This window comes from Fluctibacter corallii (genome assembly GCF_025751585.1).
Classification (GTDB): Bacteria; Pseudomonadota; Gammaproteobacteria; order Enterobacterales; family Alteromonadaceae; genus Fluctibacter_A; species Fluctibacter_A corallii.
In genome coordinates this window covers 302,674-319,523 of the sequence record NZ_JAOWKX010000004.1, presented here as the reverse complement: position 1 = coordinate 319,523, position 16,850 = coordinate 302,674, and the positions used below count along the sequence as shown (strand labels likewise).

Genomic DNA, 16,850 nt, shown 5'->3' with positions numbered 1-16,850 from the left:
GTCAATAACACTGCTGGGATAACATCTCTGCTCAATTCATTAAAATTTAATGTGCTGTTTGTTGCTTAGTTTTTATTGTTTGGCTTTTTATGGCTTAGGTTTGAAACTAGCCGTCGCTTGCGCAATATTTTCAAAGACAGATTTTAGCGTGCCGGCAGCATTTTCCAAGGATATAGCCTCACTCGCTGAAGATTCGCTCACTCCCTCAATCGTTTTTAACCCTTGATTAACCCGTTGCGTATTGTTGTCCTGATCCTGAACGGCCAATTCAATATCTTGATTTAACGTACGGATCTCTTCAAATGCTTCGCGCAGTTGCGTCACAAACTCTGACGTTTTCTTGGCTTGCTCTACACTCACTTGTGCTTGCTCTTTACCCGTATCCATTGCCACCACCGCTTTGTCAGCCGCTTCTTGTAATTTGGCAATGTTGTCAGAAATTTGCTTTGTGGATTCCTGCGTTTTGTTTGCTAATGTACGTACTTCATCGGCTACTACCGCAAACCCTCGACCTGATTTACCAGCGCGTGCGGCTTCAATCGCGGCGTTTAATGCGAGTAAATTGGTCTGCTCCGCAATGCCATTGATCACATTAACAATACTACCAATATCATCAGAATCTCGTTTGAGGGTTTCAATAATGTCTGACGCATTGTGTGTTGCTTCTGACATTCTTTGATTAATGAGTACGTTCTCATTAAACAGAGTACGTCCTTCGTCCACGCGCTTTACCGAGTTTGAAATGGCTTCATTGGCATGTTGCATCGTATCAGTGATGGTATGATTGGTTTGCGTCATGTCTGTGACATGATTCACCAGATACTCAGTTTCAGAAACTTGCTTATCAATACCAAGCTTCACATTATGAAATGCCGATTGAAGCGTGTCGATTGTTCCCCCTAACCGTGCCAAGTCATCTTGAATTCCCACGATAACCTGACTCAGATCGTGCTGAATTAACACAAAACTCTTAGACACGTCGCCAATTTGATCTTCAGTGACTACCGAGATGTCATCAGTAAAATCGCCTTTGGCGATACGCTTTGATGCCGCAGATAATCGGTTCAATGGTTTAACAATACGCGTATCAATAAACCATGACGTAACACCAACACTCACCACAATGACCACCAACATGACGATATCTGTGGCAATCGTCACCATACTGGCTTTGTCATTCAATGTGATCCTTGTTTGCTCCAAAGACTTTTCTCCTGCACTGACTGCTTCGCTCAAGCTTTTTGCAGGTATTCTGTCAATGCCTTTTACGGCTTTGTCACCGCGTCTGTGGTCGAAGCCCGACGCGACAAACGCCTCATAGCCCTGCTTATAAGCCTGCACCATGTCAGGATAGCTATCAGCAAAGGTTTGCAGATGAGGCCGCGATGGAAAGTTTGCCGGCATGTCAGCCAACAACGCAGAGTAATCTTTTTGAATGGCTTCGCTACTTTTTAAGAATCGCCCCCAGTACTTATCTCTTTGTTCCTGATCAGCTCCTCGTAGCAAGGTGTTTTTCCACTCCTGAACTTGCGTTTTGAAGTCTGAGTTTAACATCGCAATTCCAGTGATATAGTGCATATCATGGTTAACTGTGTAGCTATATTGCTTCGTTACGCTATTTAACGTAGAGAATCCACCAAACCCAGCAATAGCCACAGCAAACAATGCAGTGGAAATTAGCAGTAAGAGTTTATTGCGGATATTATTTCGAATGAAATGGAACATGTGTGTACTACCTTGATCTGGGTGTTTCATAAACTGCATTAACACCTTTAGCGCAGGCATTATGACGAGCGATTATTATTTTTTTATGACAACCTTGTCGCACGCGCATATAGAACGTATTTTCCTGTCAGAACATACGGTTATCTGTGTTCTCATCCTATAGAATCGACAAAATTAAGAAATGCTTTAATACTTTTATTAAGAATACTTATTCGCATCCCAACCATTCAATCTACACAACGTGCGCCAGCAAGTATGAATTTTGACCTTTTTTTAAACCTTATTTCATTACTATGCGTAAAAATCGACATAACCAATTAGCTGCTATACTCAGTTAATTACAGGTCGCTTATTATGATGTTTTATAAGTGTGTCTAATCGCCACATTGCTGGAGGTAATTATGTTAAGACATTACTATATAAGTGATGACCTTGACGACCTAGAAGTCATTGAGCGAGAACTCGAAATTAAAGGGCTCACTACACCACAACTGCATGTATTAAGTGAAAACGATGCAGAAGTTGAAAAACACCATCTAAACGCCATTGAACCCGTCTTAAAAAAGGATGTTGTTCATTCAACAGAACTCGGTGCTGTTGTCGGAATTGTTGCTTCTTTGATATTGTTGTCTATTACCTATTTTATGGGTTGGCATACAACAGAAGCTGGCTGGCTTCCTTTCATTTTTCTTTCCGTTGTACTCTTAGGCTTTTGTACATGGGAGGGTGGCTTGATAGGAATTCAAATACCTAACTACCAATTCAAACGCTTTCAGAAGCTGCTCGCCAATGGCTACCACGTCTTTTTTGTTGATGTCGCACCCGAGCAAGAAAAGATTCTCTCTGATGTGGTCGAGCGCCACCCGAGATTAAAAGTCGCGGGAACAGGCGAGGCAACCCCCTCATGGGTGATTCGTGGCCAAGAGAAATTTCAAAACGTGATGAAAACAACGCCTTAAACAAAGGCCGCTGACATTTGACGAAAAAGCGCTGCTAAACGCGGCGCTTTTTAGAACGTGCCTGTATTCTCATCTAGCTCTATGCTGCCAATCCCTTTTACCCCTTCTAACACAGACAACTGCTGCTGATTTATCTCAGCATGCAAAACCAAAAATTCAGGCGTACTGCCAGTCACAGGTATATTATGGGTCGTCAGTGCTGATTCCACTTTCGTTAAACTTCCCGAACATGTCAAAATCACGGGAACAGGTTGCCCTGCATGTTTCACGGCATGCTCTACTCGGTCATCAATGTACATAGGCGTAACAAACATATCACTCGGTTGCAGGTTCTTTAAGTGTAATCGCTGTTACTTGTCGCTCAAGTTAACCCAAGATTTATTTTCAATAACCTGAGCAAAAATCATGTTAAACAACTATGTTGTAGGTTATCTAATGGTAATTAAGGCTCACACCAGAACATGTTCGTGCTCGCATCTAAATATGAAGAAGAAAAAAACAAGCGTATTGCGCTGGAAGAAGAACTGCATCAACTCAAGGCAACGTTAGCCGAGAGAGAGCGCAGTTTATCGGATTCATTAAAAGCGCAAACCCAATACACAACGACCCAAAACGACGATGAATTTCAAACTGCAACATTACACTCGGCAATAGGATGTATTCTTCAGATCATGTCGATTCGAGAACAGGTTTTACGCTCTTATGAGAAGATTCAACAAGAAAGCGAGTCTGTTGATGACTTTAAAGGCCTTTTCAAGGCCTCTTCCAGCAATGTTTCAGCAATTGTGAGCGGTGTAGACCGCTTGAGTCAGAATATGCAAGGCATGACCGACAATATTTCGGGCCTGTCAGAAACCGCTGATTCTATCAACAAGTTTGTATCGACCATTTCCAAAATATCAGATCAGACTAACTTACTCGCTCTGAATGCTGCGATCGAAGCCGCTCGTGCAGGTGATGCTGGCCGCGGCTTTAGTGTTGTCGCAGATGAAGTAAGAACCCTTGCCAATAATACGAACGAGTCTGCGAATGAAGTGTCAGAACTGGTAAACAAAATCATTCAATCCACAGAAGACGCGGTGTCGACGGTAACACACGTTCAGTCACAAAATGACTCTCTGGCTGAGGGCATTCGCGCATTGGACAAAGATTACGGAACCATTATTGCTAGTTGCAATTCGATGCAGAAAACCATCTCTGACTCTTCCGTCACAACATTTATTCAAACGGTGAAGCTCGATCATGTAGTCTGGAAGGGGGACGTATATGCTGTGATTGCGGGTTTATCAGATAAATCTCCCAGCACCTTTGCCGATCACACCATGTGCCGGCTAGGAAAATGGTATCAATCGAAAGGAAAAGAACAATACGGTAATCAACACGCATTTAAGCAACTCGACAAACCCCATGCAACCGTGCATAAAATGGGACTAGAGGCCATGCAAGCGGCGCAGGCTAATCAGTTCGATAAAGCGCAAACTGCGTTAGAGGCCATGGAAACGGCTAGCCAAGAAGTCATGCGCCTCTTAGACGAATTGCAAGATTAAACAATGGCGTTTATGGCTCCTCAAAAGTACTAATGTAAATTGGCCTCAGAGCGGTTTAAAAACGCGTTGGTTTTCTCAATAAAATGATTTTTTGCTTGTAATGCAACAAAATGAGACGCCTGCTCAACCGTAATCAACTCAATCTCTCCCGCGCCAGTCAATTTGTTAACATGCTTTTGAGCGCCATCAATTGGCGTTTTAGGGTCAAGTTGACCTTGAAATACCAAGGTAGGAGGAATTTGCTTTGGCAGCGCTGCGAAATAACGGTCTTTTGCATAAGTCGGCAGCGTGTTTCCAGCCAATAATCTGGGTATTGGGCTGGTAAAAAGAAGGTTAGCCTCTGCGCCTTTCACTTCGTCTTTGCTGAGCGAGGATTGTAGATTGTTTTCTGATGACGAAATCACTTGAACCAATGGTATTGAACTACCGTAGTTGGCATACCCATTATTAAAACCTGCATAATAGTGTTCAACATCTTGCAACGTGCTTTTCAGAAGAGTCACGTCGTGATCATTAAGCGCAGAAATAATAGAGGGGATACGCGATCGTAGATGCGGAATATCCAGCAACATCCCTAAGGTATCCGACAAGTGAGAGCGAGGTAAATCAGCCGAAAAATCTGACAATAACAGTTTTTCAGCTACAAGTTTTGCCAACCTAGTTGTCAGCTCCCTAGTTTGTTGACAGTGGGCCGTATTGTCACAGCGTTCAATGAATGCTTTACCGACAGCATTCACAATGTGAGAGCGGCGGCTTAGATCGTACGCTGAGTCGTCTTGCATCGGCACCAGAGAGTCAAGTACCACAATATCAACAATATTGGGGTTTATGGCTAACACCCTCAACGAGAGCTGCGTACCATAAGACACACCATAAAGCGCCCGTTTCCCTTTGCCACTTAACCGCTGAATCAACTCCACTAAATCATACGCGGCATGGGTGATGCTAAATGCTTTAACATAGTTTGGATTTTCATACATGGAAGAAAAGCACGTCGCCCACTCCTGCCCTACCAGCGAGATGCCGCCAGTAGACGTCACTGACTCCTCTTTACATATGGTAGATGAGTATCCGGTGCCTCTATGGTCAGGGATAAAAATGTCATACCCCGGAAACGCTTGTCTATACGTATCGATGAGTGTGTAAAAGGACGCTCCTGATTCACCGGGGCCGCCTGCCACCAGCCATAGCGCACCTACGCGTCGCTCTGTGGCTGGAAACTGGCGAATAAATAATTCGATATCTTCGCTGGCCGAATGGTTGGTGTAGTGCAAGGGCACACTCACGGTCAAACATAACGTATTTTGCAACTCGGGCAAATCAGCGATATCTGTGCACGGCTTAAAATCCGCACTAGCCAGTGCTTTACACGCAATGCTAAGCAACAGAATACTGGCAAAAATAAGCCTACCGTTCATATACATCTTCCTTGAGTATGAGTCTCTCAATGCATTGTTGTGGGGAGCTCATAGATTATCCCCACGCAATGCCAGAGTAAATGAAAGTTTTGCTACATCTTCACAAAAGTATGTAACTGTACATTAAAAGCGGCTCGATGCCATGCAAGCTGCGGTGGCTAATCAGTTCGATAAAGCGCAAACTGCGTTAGAAGCCATGGAGACTGCTAGCCGAGAGGTTATGCGCCTTTTAGATGAATTGAACGACCAATTGCAACATTGTGCCGTCCTTGGAAGGCAATTTCCGTGGGGTGAGCTAAAACATAACACGTAGCACCCCAATAGTTGTCTCAATGTAGGATTCGTAGTTAATTTGCGGCTTAAATCCTCTGTAATTTACCTTCAAAGGGTTATCGTTGAGACAATTTTCTCCAGATCATCCACTGTTTCTTCTCTAATTTCAGAGGGACTATTCCAGCCAATGGTAAAAACTGTATCTTCCTTCATCACAATATACAGTCGTACATTTGATGTTTTCTCTCCAAGATGCCGAATTGAAACAGTCGCCTCTATTTCGCATGTTGCGCCGTTATAACCATCAATGCTGACAGGTCTAGGTTTCTCAACCCAACTCGTCTCCCCGTACACCCGTGATATTGTGTGAATAACTGACTCAAGAAGCACTGTCATATCTGTTCCCACAAGGTTTGGAGACTTTCTGGCCATAATTCGAATATATGGGTTATCAATACTTTCGGGATCCTCACTATTACTAATCATTACGAGTGGAACTTCAGCATGTGCATTGATTGCTTGACGAAATCTTTCATCTTTCAAAATCAAAGATTCTGTCAAACCAACTTCTCCAAAGGGAAGATGAAAGTACCAACCGTTCAACTTTGTTACCTCTAGTCCAGTTGGAGAGTGTCTAAACGTATTTTCGCTATTGCTCGAAACAGAGGACGCACACCCACTGATAACAAAGAGAACGCTAATGACTAACGCAAATAATTTCATTTTACAAACTCATATAGTGATTAATAAACGCGAACGATATCTAATGTACCGCCATATAAACCGCCATTCGGCCACAACCGCGCAAGCATCAGACAACGTGTGACCTAATTTGTAGACACAAAAATGGCTACTAAACGCCAATCAACGTAATCCCAATTCAACGTCTTCAATAATAAAGTTGCCGTCATAGACAGGATCAGGGTGCCCTGTGGTATCAATGGCAAAATACTGTTGCTCTTCGAAACTTAAACCATGATAGCCGCCGATAACTTGATAAATCCAAACCTCAGGATCAAAATTCAGTGACTGTTTTTCATGGTATTGCAACGCAGTTAAACGCTCCCCCGTGTCGATTACGTGACAGAAATACGCTTCAACAGCTTGCTTATACTCGTCTTCGACAAAACTCACTTCAGCCTGTTCTTCAACTTGGATCACACTGGCTTTTCGGTCTTCATCTGCGCCACGCGCGATACGATTAAGGGCTTTGATATTCCCCACCAGCACTTGCAGATCATTCTCATGCTCAACCCGATTAACGTCAACCGACGCCGGCTTGATGATAGATTCCGCCTGATTAAACAACATAGGAACCTGAGTGAGGTTAGTATAGTTACCGGGCGCAAAGTCTGGCTTTTGCTCCATATGCAGCAAAAAGCCTTTAAGCAGCCGTGTTCGACCTCTGAACTCACGAAAACGCCCGAGCAGTTCTAATAGCCGACCTTGAACAATTGACAATTCCTGCGTCGCGCGAGAAAAACTATGTTGTAGTGTGACCACCAACAACTGGCGCAATTCACGATTACTGCCTGCCAACTCACTCAGCTCATCAAAACGAAATAGCTCTAACTGACTTAACAGCTCAGACACCTGTGACTGCGCCAATTCGTTCTCTCGAATTTTGGCATCTATTGAAGAAACGTAGCCAAATTCATTGTTAATGCGACTAAACAACACACGCACATTGTTCGACATCGATTCAGTTAATGCATAAACATGCTCGCCGAGATCAGACAAGTGAGCTTCGGCCTCGGCGTAACGTTGATGATAAATCGCTTCTTTGTAGTGAGCAGCCAAAGTTTTTAAGCTGTTTAACGCCGAGCCAATATTGGCATCAATTTGACGGTTGCGCTCATCTTTTAAGCTGCCTTCCAACAAATTACGTACGGCGTGCTTAAGTCGAATTTTACTCTCACCGTCAGGGCGCCAAAGCACATCTTGCTGCATCAAAGATTCTATCACTTTAGCACTGTACTTAGATTCATCGACAGTGCCAGACATATAAGTATGCATTATCAAATCAGCATGCCGACTTAACGCATTAAGCAGTGATACGCCAGCCTGATACATATTTTGATTCATAACAGGCGCTCCTTACAGCAAGCTACCTTGCTGAACAGCAGACTCAGCTTGCTCAGTCAGTGACAGTGCTTCGGTTTCGTCGATAAAGCGAATCACTTCATATAAGTATTCAATCTTTCCCGTTGCGATATAGATTTGCTTTTCTTGGTTGGGTTTAAGCAAATAGCCTAAATCAGTCAGACGTTTAAACACCTGCTTTAACTGGCCATCTAATTGCGTACTGGTAGAGCCAAACATTCTGTAGCGAGAAATTTTTTCAAGCTGCTCCGCGTAAGCAGGTGTATCTTCTATCACAGATTGGATTTCAGACAGACGCAGCGCAGAACCCGATGTCACGGGAACATCGCTGCCATTGGCCTGTTGGATCAACAATAACCATTCTACCAAGGGTAACAGGTTCGCCGACACCTCCTGAAACTGCGCACCAATGACTTTGCGTTCTTTCTCAGACAGCGTCAGATACGCGGCAAAAAACACATCACCATCAGCCGCAGACGCAAGTGTGCGGTTAAGCATATTAAGCTGAGATTCTAATTTTTCACTGTTGCCAGATGTTTTGATAAAGCGCCATGCGTCTTCATCACTGACCTGACATATAAACGCACCAGAAAGCAACAATTCTAGTACTCGACCTTGTTCCGTCATCATACGCTAACCTCCTCGGACGCTTGCTGCTTACGCTGTTTAATTCTTTCACTGATAACACTGGTTTTTGGCTGCACGACCTGTAATTTGCGTGTGGCTTTATCAATCAGGTAACGATTATCAAAGAGTGTGAGCACATCAGACTCCGGATTCGGAAACGCACCGACAACGGCAATATTGTTATTTTGACAGGCGTCAAAAATTTTCTTTACATTTGACTGGTGTAACGTGCCCAGTTCATCAATCGGCCAGTGAATCGTGGCATTGGCATCTCCCCTGAGTAAGCGAGTAAAGGCCAGTAAAAACTTACACAAAATTAGGTAAGCCATACCATGACTCGATGATTCGTTTAGCTGCCTATCTGTACGAATAAAGAGCTCAGACTTGCCTTCAAACATGTGCAGTTCGATATCCAGCAACTTACTGATACCGCCTGTCAGCGCTGCACGCCCTAATATATCTAACACACGACGCATGCTCTGTGCGTAGTCTTCAGACGGTAGCTCAGCCGCCCCGGATGCCATCCACTTTTGATACAGGCGATTAAATGCCGCCAGTTCAGGCCAGAACTCCAGTTCGCTGATTTTAGAGCGAATACGTACCGATGATTCAGATACGCCATCTAAGAACAACTCTTGATCCACTTCTTTTGAAATTCGCTGACTTTGGCTGGCAATACGTTTATCAATGTCTTCGAGAACGTTGTAATACTGAGTTAAATCTGCGCCAAAAATGCGCCCTTGCTCACGCAACCCATTCAGTTTTTGCGGCACAATAACATTAAGCAACTGCGCTAAATGGCTCACTAAGCGACGATGATCAACACTACGTATGCCCTGGGACGTTGTCACGGCACATTCTTCGCGCGCCCGTTCCCACGTATCAGATAAGCCTGTGCCTGCCTGAGCAGCGATAAGTTGATCGAAGTGTTCAACGTAGGCTTTTATGTCTGCTAATTGACGCTCACGATTTTGCAGCAAACTCTGACCTTCTGAAATGCGTTGCCCTACCGTCGCGTTTGACTCCACCATGTCGGCCGTTGGCAGCGTGAGTTTGGTCAGCCCTTTAAGTAGAGTTTGCGCATCAATTTCTTGCTCTTTCGCCGTTTTTAGTTCTGCTTCTAACGCTGTTTGCTTGTCTTTGTTGTCTTGACGGCTTTGTTTGTATTGCGCTTCATGCTTGGCCAGCTCTCGCTCTGCTTGACTCGCCTGTTGCTTGGCGCCTTTTAGCGCTTGTTGCCACGACACCTTGTGCCCCGTAAAGACCACGTCGTACCAACGCTCGTAATCTCTGACTTTGTTTCGGTGGGCTTCAGTAACTTGAATATCGTTTTTAAGCCCGCTGACCTGTTTCTGCAATGCGCCAATTTCATCTACATCAACACCGCGATTATTAAGCTCGTTTTCAAGCCACTCGTCGCTTTGCTTTTTGTCTTGTTGCGCCGTTTGCTTTGCTTTTAAGATATGCTGCTCAACAATGGCAATTTTATCTTCTGTATCGCCCGTTAACTGCTGCCAGTGAAACTGTGTTTCTGTTTCAGATTCTCGCTGTTGATCGCGAACTTCCTGAATAGCAAGCGCATGATTAGCCTGACAGTTTTTTTGCTCGGTCTCATTTTTTGCGACCAAGCCCTTGCCCTGCTGCTTACGTTCTGCCAATGCCTGCGCATATTCTTTTTGCACCTGATCTTTGTCTAACTGCGCACGTTTACGGTTGGTTTGTGCTGTTTTACATTCACTTTCAACGCGTGACTGCTGAAGCTCGGCTTTGCTGACCACTTCAGACGCTTTAGCAAGGGCGAGTTCAGCATCACTTTGTGCTTCTAACGCAACCTCTAGCGCCCGCTGCGCCTCAGCCAATTTAGACTGAAGTGCCTGCTCTGTATTGGCATACTCTGGCGTATTCACAGCAGTGAGATCGAGGGATAATCCAAACACCGTGTCTTGATTGTCATCATGACGGGGCTTGAGATCGGTGCGCGAGAGAAGATCAGGGTGGATCACTTTACCCAGCGTGGTTTCCCAATCTGGTTTTTCTTTGCGAAGAAACTCCAACACACTGCCTTCGCCCGGATAAAGCAATGCCTCCACCTTTTCAACATCAAGTTCTCGTTCACGGTGCTCTCGGCGAGTCTGCTCCAGCGCAGTTAACGCATTCTGGCGCGCTTTAAGAGCGGACTGCAATGCATTTTGTGCATGCCTTAAGGTTTCTCTCGCCGTATCTTCATGAATGCTAGCTTCTTTGATAGCGGCATCCAGCAAGTCTAGCTGGCTTTGTTCAAATTCACTATACCCGGCATTTTTCAGCGCTGAAGACAACTCAGCATGCTTAATCTTTAATTCATTCAGTTGCTGTTTATATTCTTGATCGATATGGCTCAACTGAGATTGAAATTCGGCTTTCACGTTTTGAATCGCACGCTGTGCATCTTGTTGTTGCGTCGCTAGGGTTTCTCGAAGTTCGGCTTTTTCTTCGTTGTATATTTCAAGCTCTTGCGTCAACTTTTCGCTAATGTCGGCTTTTCGCTTATTGTAGGCAGCATCAATATCTTGATGTTTTTCTGTTAACAGCGCATAGCGGGTATTAAGCGTGTCTAATTCGCTTTGCCATTGAGGGAGCTGTTGCAAGTTTTTCTTGTGAGTGTCGATATTTTGTGACTGCCAGTGATCGAATTCATCTTCTACACCTTGTAAGTCATTTTCATACTTCTTGATATCGCCTTTGGCTGAAGACAATTGTTGATTCAATTCATCACGCAATTGAGTCCACTGGCTTTCAGACTTCTTCACTTCGTGAATCACGTCTTCAAGCTCTGATTGCCTCGACAAAATAAGTGCCGCAAGAGTATTCGCATCTTTAGATAAAAGGTGCTTAATTTCAGCGAGGCGCTTCTCACCTTGTTCAAGCTCATGGTGGGCTTGTTCCAACTTGGTAAATTCAGGACGAATCGCGTCAAATTCTTTAATCAAATGGCATTCGCGGATCCAATCCTCTACTCGGTTGCGGCTTAAGCTTGAGCTAGGGGGCTGCACACCATCTTCTTCCAAAATAGCAGCAATCATGGCTTTTATGGTTTCCATTTTGCCTTCTTTGGAATGCACGGCTTTTGCTAGCTTTTCAATGTGCCGCAAATGGGTGTTGTTTTCGCACAAGCTAAACACTTTAGCGTACCCCAACAACTCTCTGTTATTGGCTGATTGATTTAGCACGGTGCGGTCATTTTGCAAAATCGCACGAAACTCTTTGGTATTAAGCAAATTTGTCACCATGATATTGGCGCGCTTTACGTTCCTCGCCAATTCATTCATGGTCACACTGCTATGATCACCTTGGTTGTTTTTGTACAAGTAATCTTCTAGCTCAAAAGGTTTGCCGATAAAACGATAATTAACACCTGAGCCTGATGATGCGAGTACAACCTGACACAAATCGCCTTCAAACCGAGCATATTCATAAATGATAAAGCTCGACTCTCGAGGCAAGTACCATTTTTCAAAACTGTCTCGTGTAGCGGGAACAACACGGCTCGGATATTCGCCGTAAAAAACGGGAATAAGGCGTTGCAACGTGGTTTTTCCTGATGCATTCGTACCACAAATATTGGTATGTCCATTCAGTTTCAACTCAACCACGCCGGGAAGGTGGGTATCAATCAAAATTATACGGTGTAAGCCTGGCATAGAATTCCTACTGCTGTTCTTATTGACGACCGCGCAGACACATCGATTATCGTTATCTGGCTATAAGGTGTTAGAGGCGGTGCGAGGCCGGCGCAACTCTATATTCGTGTGCTGCGGCCAAATACAAACCCTTGCAGTTTACCTTTAAATGACAGGGAACAATATAAAATACGCGAAGTAACCATCACAACTGCTCATTTTTTTTACAATATTGGTAGAAAAATCTCAGCCACCATGCATCGACAGCTCCCTCCGCCCACACGCTCGATAGTCTCAATAGAAGATACTACCGGAAGGCCGTGCTCCTTGAGTTGTGCTTGTTGCGATGCAGACATGCCATGATACGCAGAAGACGACATAACCCAGTATGTTTCATTCTGACGATTTTTAACGGCCAATATGTTGCCGCAAAATTGTGTTTCCATTTGCGCCATGGAAATCTCCATCACGTCATGCGTTGCATTCAGTGCCTTCATAACACGTGCCCGTTGGTCTTTAACGATGGCTTCTTTACACACAATCGCCAGCGTCGGGCCAATACTCATTAGCACGTTAGTATGATAAATCGGTGTTCCTGTTGACCCTTGGGTATCAAACGTAATGTAATCGTTTACGCCTCCGTAGTGGCAAAGGCGCTCAAGCAATACGTTGTCACAACGCTCCGACAGTGCAGTAAAAATACGCTGATTGGTATGATCAAAAACCATTGCCCCCGTGCCCTCTAAACTGCCAGAGCAATGGGCTTCAAGCGTCGCAACATCCATTAACTGATTAACCGCATATCCCGCTTCGTTAAGCACACGCTTGAGTGCCTTGGGCTTCACTTCCGCTTGTCGGTTGGGTGTATGCATTGGGTATAGTAGAACCTCTCCCGAGGGATGAGTCGTTAACCAGTTATTCGGAAAAACTGCATCGGGCGTGTGTTTCTCGTCGTGAGCATCCATGATCACGACGCTTATCTTTGCCTGCTCCAAATTATGCACCATGGCATTAAACTCGCTGACGGCTGATTGTCGAACGCGCTCAGAGGAGGTCGTAGGGCGGTGCTGAAACACATTGTCTTTGCTGGTTTCACGATTAAAGCCAAAGTGCCGTGGTGGCACCATCAGTACGGCATTAGCCGGCGCTTCTGAAAAAAATGAACTCATCACTTTACATCAACATCACAATTACTAAAAAGAGGGCTATGCCTCTGTATTTTGAAACGATGCAAAAAATACCGCGATTCTCTCTACATTGCATCTGTTGTTTTTTAGATTATTCGTTGTCTCTGCTGCAGGCATTTAGCGCTTTCAATACCCTATCGGTTTGACACGCCATGTAATCATTGATTTTAACATGATCTGGCTTCCAACCCGCTAGGAATCGGTGAAAGTCAGCCCAGGCATAGGGATATAACATCTGCCACTCGGCTACTACGTCATCTGTAGGAATATCCGCATTCAAATTGTCTAATGTCGATGCAAGCCGAGAAAAATAACAAGACAACCAGTGTTTTTCAGTGCTAAACAACTGTTTTGAGTTCAACACGCCTCCCAAAAAATACGCGACATCTTGCACGCCTGCGCCCTGCCCTACATACTGAAAATCTACTGCAGCAGCACAAGCACCTGATTGAGTAAAACAAAAGTTAGCCAATTTTGCATCGCCGTGTAGCAACGTTTTAAATTGGGCCCGATGCAATGTGGTGCTAATGTGTTTAGCACACTGTTTTAATTGACCGTCGGCCATGGCCTGCCATTCATCTAGTCGTGTTGCTAAATGCCAATAACTACCGACATCAGGAAGCACCGACGTGTCGTTCACAAGATAATAGGCATGGAAATCAGCTAACCAATACAGTACTGTGCGAATGTGCGTCTCGACAGATGCCCTAGAAGGCCCCTTCGCAGTCGCCTTGGCAATTGCCTCGCTGTGCCCAAGCGCATTCACGTTTGCAGATGTCTGAGTAAAGCCTTTGGCGGCTAAATCTTCCAACACAAACACATAACCTTGACCTTCTTGCTCAGATGCAAGCAAGTTGGCAGTCAAACAGCTGAGTTCACCTTTTTCCCTCCTCGGTAAGCGATGGAAAAGGTAAAACTGTCTTTCCGTGGCAAATGACTGCAACTTTCGTTGGTGAGACGCGGCGGTATTCCATCCTCTGGGGTGCGATGCGACGTTAGGCGGGTTGACCCATTTGATAACCACAGGCGCATGCAATGCTTGGCTGTAACCTCGAAGAATTTGGCCGTAACCACTCCACAGTGGTTGCACAAGCGTCGTATCAGTCAGTTTAAGAGATTCAATATAATCTTTCATATCTATTAAGGGTTTCAGATATTTGCAAATGGTCGGACAAGTTGTAGGATGTTAATAATGTATATCCTTTTGTTAACAGTTTACCCATCAGGATCAGTTTAACAGCATTCCGTTGTCGGAATGAAATGACAAGAATAGAAAGAGATTATGGAAACGAAAACGGCTTTTCCGCACTTGCTAGCTCCTTTAGATTTAGGTTTTACTACCCTTCGCAATCGCACACTTATGGGGTCAATGCATGTAGGCCTTGAAGAAGAAAAAAATGGATTTGATAAACTTGCTGCATTTTATGCAGAACGTGCAAAAGGCGGTGTTGGCCTTATCGTTACTGGAGGCATCAGCCCCAATATATCTGGTTGGGTAGCGCCTTTTGGTGGCCGAATGAGTAGCCGCCGTCACGCTAAAAAGCATAAAGTGATTACCGATGCAGTACACAAAGAAGGTGGCAAAATCTGTATGCAAATATTGCATACAGGCCGTTATGGCTATCACCCTTTTGCTGTGTCTGCGTCTGCCATTAAATCTCCCATCACCCCTTTTAAACCCCGCGCGTTGAGTAAGCGGGGTATTAAAGGCACCATCGACGATTATGTAAAGTCTGCGGCATTAGCCCAACAGGCTGGATACGATGGAGTTGAAATCATGGGATCTGAGGGCTACCTGATCAATCAGTTTTTCTGCAAGCGCACTAACCATCGAGACGATGAGTGGGGCGGAAGCTTAGAAAATCGTGCTCGTTTGGCCATCGAAATAGTCCGTCAAACCCGAGAAAAAGTCGGCACTAATTTTATCATCATTTACCGCTTGTCAATGTTGGATTTGGTTGAAGGCGGAGCGCCGTGGGAAGAAATTGTGTATCTCGCTAAAGAAATCGAGAAAGCAGGCGCCACCCTTATCAACACGGGAATTGGCTGGCACGAAGCCCGCGTCCCCACTATCGCAACCTCCGTGCCTCGGGCCGCATTTACGTGGGTAACTGAAAAAATGAAAGGCGAAGTGTCAGTGCCTTTAATTACCACTAACCGCATTAATATGCCGGAAGTGGCAGAAAAAGTATTGGCTGACGGACACGCCGATATGGTGTCGATGGCACGACCATTTTTAGCCGATGCCGACTTTGTGGTAAAAGCCGAGCGTAACGAATCTCACCTTATTAATACCTGTATTGCTTGTAACCAAGCCTGTTTAGATCATGTTTTTGAGCAAAAACGAGCCAGCTGTTTAGTCAACCCAAGAGCCTGCTACGAGACGGAATTAATATTTAAACAACCTGCCAACAAAAAGAAAGTCGCAGTGGTTGGGGCTGGCCCAGCGGGACTGTCTTTTGCTACTTATGCAGCTGAGCGTGGTCACGAAGTGCATCTTTTTGATAAAGAAAGCGAAATTGGCGGGCAGTTTAACTACGCCAAACAAATTCCGGGCAAAGAAGAGTTCTATGAAACGATTCGGTATTTTGACCAACGTATCAAGCAAACAGGTGTGCATGTGCACTTAAATACGCTAGCTGATGAAGACACACTGACCTCACAAGGTTTTGATGAAGTCGTGCTGGCAACGGGTATTATTCCAAGGCAGTTATCAATACCAGGCATCGAGCATCCGAAAGTGATGTCGTATTTAGATGTACTCAAACACCACAAACCTGTGGGTAAGAAAGTCGCTATTATTGGGGCTGGCGGTATCGGCTTTGATGTAGGCGAGTTTTTAGTAGAAGAAGAGAGCCTAACAACTCACCGAGATAAATGGCTAGCACACTGGGGGATTGATAAATCGTTGTCGACACCTGGCGCACTGATGCAACCTGAACGGCAACCTACCGATCGCGAAGTGTATTTATTGCAGCGTAAAACCTCAAAAGTGGGCGGCGGATTAGGCAAAACGACGGGCTGGATACATCGAACGTCCCTTACTCATCATAAAGTGCAAATGATTAACGGCGTTAGTTACGAGAAAATTGATGATGAAGGTCTGCACATTACGATTGGCAACACGTCTCGCATTCTTGATGTCGATCACATTATTGTTTGTGCAGGTCAAGAGCCGCTGCGCACGTTACAACAAGGATTAGAAACCAAGGGCATGACCGTGCATCTAATTGGTGGTGCGGATGTAGCCGCTGAATTAGATGCCAAACGCGCAATACGACAAGGTGCAGAACTTGCCGCAGCAATGTAACGGTCTATCGGTGGCTGAGTAGATTCACCGAATAACGCCTTG

Annotated in this window: 13 protein-coding genes; 4 read left to right on the top strand and 9 right to left on the bottom strand. The window is 44.9% G+C overall.

Annotated elements, in window-relative coordinates:
* Positions 1–87 precede the first annotated feature (87 nt).
* Positions 88–1,755: a methyl-accepting chemotaxis protein gene (locus OE749_RS09705; protein WP_263712249.1), complete on the bottom strand. Its 1,668-nt coding sequence runs from the start codon at positions 1,753–1,755 to the stop codon at positions 88–90.
* A gap of 371 nt (positions 1,756–2,126) precedes the next feature.
* Here OE749_RS09705 and OE749_RS09700 point away from each other — a divergent pair, with 371 nt between their 5' ends.
* The gene (locus tag OE749_RS09700) at positions 2,127–2,684 is read left to right on the top strand and encodes an NAD/FAD-utilizing enzyme (RefSeq protein ID WP_263712248.1); all 558 of its coding nucleotides are present in this window, start codon (positions 2,127–2,129) and stop codon (positions 2,682–2,684) included.
* 50 nt (positions 2,685–2,734) lie between these two features.
* Here OE749_RS09700 and OE749_RS09695 read toward each other — a convergent pair whose 3' ends face one another.
* A complete protein-coding gene (locus OE749_RS09695) occupies positions 2,735–2,998 on the bottom strand; it encodes a hypothetical protein (RefSeq protein ID WP_263712247.1) in 264 nt (87 codons plus the stop codon).
* A gap of 147 nt (positions 2,999–3,145) precedes the next feature.
* On the opposite strand from OE749_RS09695, the gene OE749_RS18580 reads away from it, so the two are divergent.
* On the top strand, positions 3,146–4,231 hold the full coding sequence (locus tag OE749_RS18580; RefSeq protein WP_318527872.1) for a methyl-accepting chemotaxis protein: 1,086 nt from the start codon (positions 3,146–3,148) through the stop codon (positions 4,229–4,231).
* Positions 4,232–4,260: 29 nt separating this feature from the next.
* Here the strand turns inward: OE749_RS18580 and OE749_RS09680 are convergent, their stop codons facing one another.
* Complete coding sequence (locus OE749_RS09680; RefSeq protein WP_263712246.1) at positions 4,261–5,649, bottom strand: alpha/beta fold hydrolase; 1,389 nt, start codon at positions 5,647–5,649, stop codon at positions 4,261–4,263.
* Positions 5,650–5,791: 142 nt separating this feature from the next.
* Here OE749_RS09680 and OE749_RS09675 point away from each other — a divergent pair, with 142 nt between their 5' ends.
* Positions 5,792–5,962 carry a hypothetical protein gene (locus tag OE749_RS09675; protein ID WP_263712245.1) on the top strand — a complete coding sequence of 57 codons (171 nt, stop codon included), beginning with the start codon at positions 5,792–5,794 and terminating at the stop codon, positions 5,960–5,962.
* A gap of 68 nt (positions 5,963–6,030) precedes the next feature.
* Here the strand turns inward: OE749_RS09675 and OE749_RS09670 are convergent, their stop codons facing one another.
* The 6 genes from OE749_RS09670 to OE749_RS09645 all read right to left on the bottom strand — a co-directional run bounded on the left by OE749_RS09670 (position 6,031) and on the right by OE749_RS09645 (position 14,633).
* Positions 6,031–6,645: a hypothetical protein gene (locus tag OE749_RS09670; RefSeq protein ID WP_263712244.1), complete on the bottom strand. Its 615-nt coding sequence runs from the start codon at positions 6,643–6,645 to the stop codon at positions 6,031–6,033.
* 141 nt (positions 6,646–6,786) lie between these two features.
* Positions 6,787–8,007 (bottom strand): phosphoenolpyruvate carboxylase, encoded by a 1,221-nt coding sequence (locus tag OE749_RS09665; RefSeq protein WP_263712243.1) that lies wholly within the window; start codon positions 8,005–8,007, stop codon positions 6,787–6,789.
* Positions 8,008–8,019: 12 nt separating this feature from the next.
* Positions 8,020–8,655: a condensin complex protein MksE gene (locus OE749_RS09660; protein ID WP_263712242.1), complete on the bottom strand. Its 636-nt coding sequence runs from the start codon at positions 8,653–8,655 to the stop codon at positions 8,020–8,022.
* Entirely contained in the window at positions 8,652–12,332 is a 3,681-nt protein-coding gene (locus OE749_RS09655) for an ATP-binding protein (RefSeq protein ID WP_263712241.1), read from the bottom strand. Before OE749_RS09655 ends, OE749_RS09660 begins: the two co-directional genes overlap by 4 nt.
* Before the next feature lie 203 nt (positions 12,333–12,535).
* Positions 12,536–13,480, bottom strand: coding sequence for an arginine deiminase-related protein (locus tag OE749_RS09650; protein ID WP_263712240.1), 945 nt, complete (start codon positions 13,478–13,480; stop codon positions 12,536–12,538).
* A 109-nt stretch (positions 13,481–13,589) separates the two neighbouring features.
* Complete coding sequence (locus OE749_RS09645; RefSeq protein ID WP_263712239.1) at positions 13,590–14,633, bottom strand: ecdysteroid 22-kinase family protein; 1,044 nt, start codon at positions 14,631–14,633, stop codon at positions 13,590–13,592.
* 147 nt (positions 14,634–14,780) lie between these two features.
* Here OE749_RS09645 and OE749_RS09640 point away from each other — a divergent pair, with 147 nt between their 5' ends.
* Positions 14,781–16,808, top strand: coding sequence for an NADPH-dependent 2,4-dienoyl-CoA reductase (locus tag OE749_RS09640; protein WP_263712238.1), 2,028 nt, complete (start codon positions 14,781–14,783; stop codon positions 16,806–16,808).
* Positions 16,809–16,850: the final 42 nt, after the last annotated feature.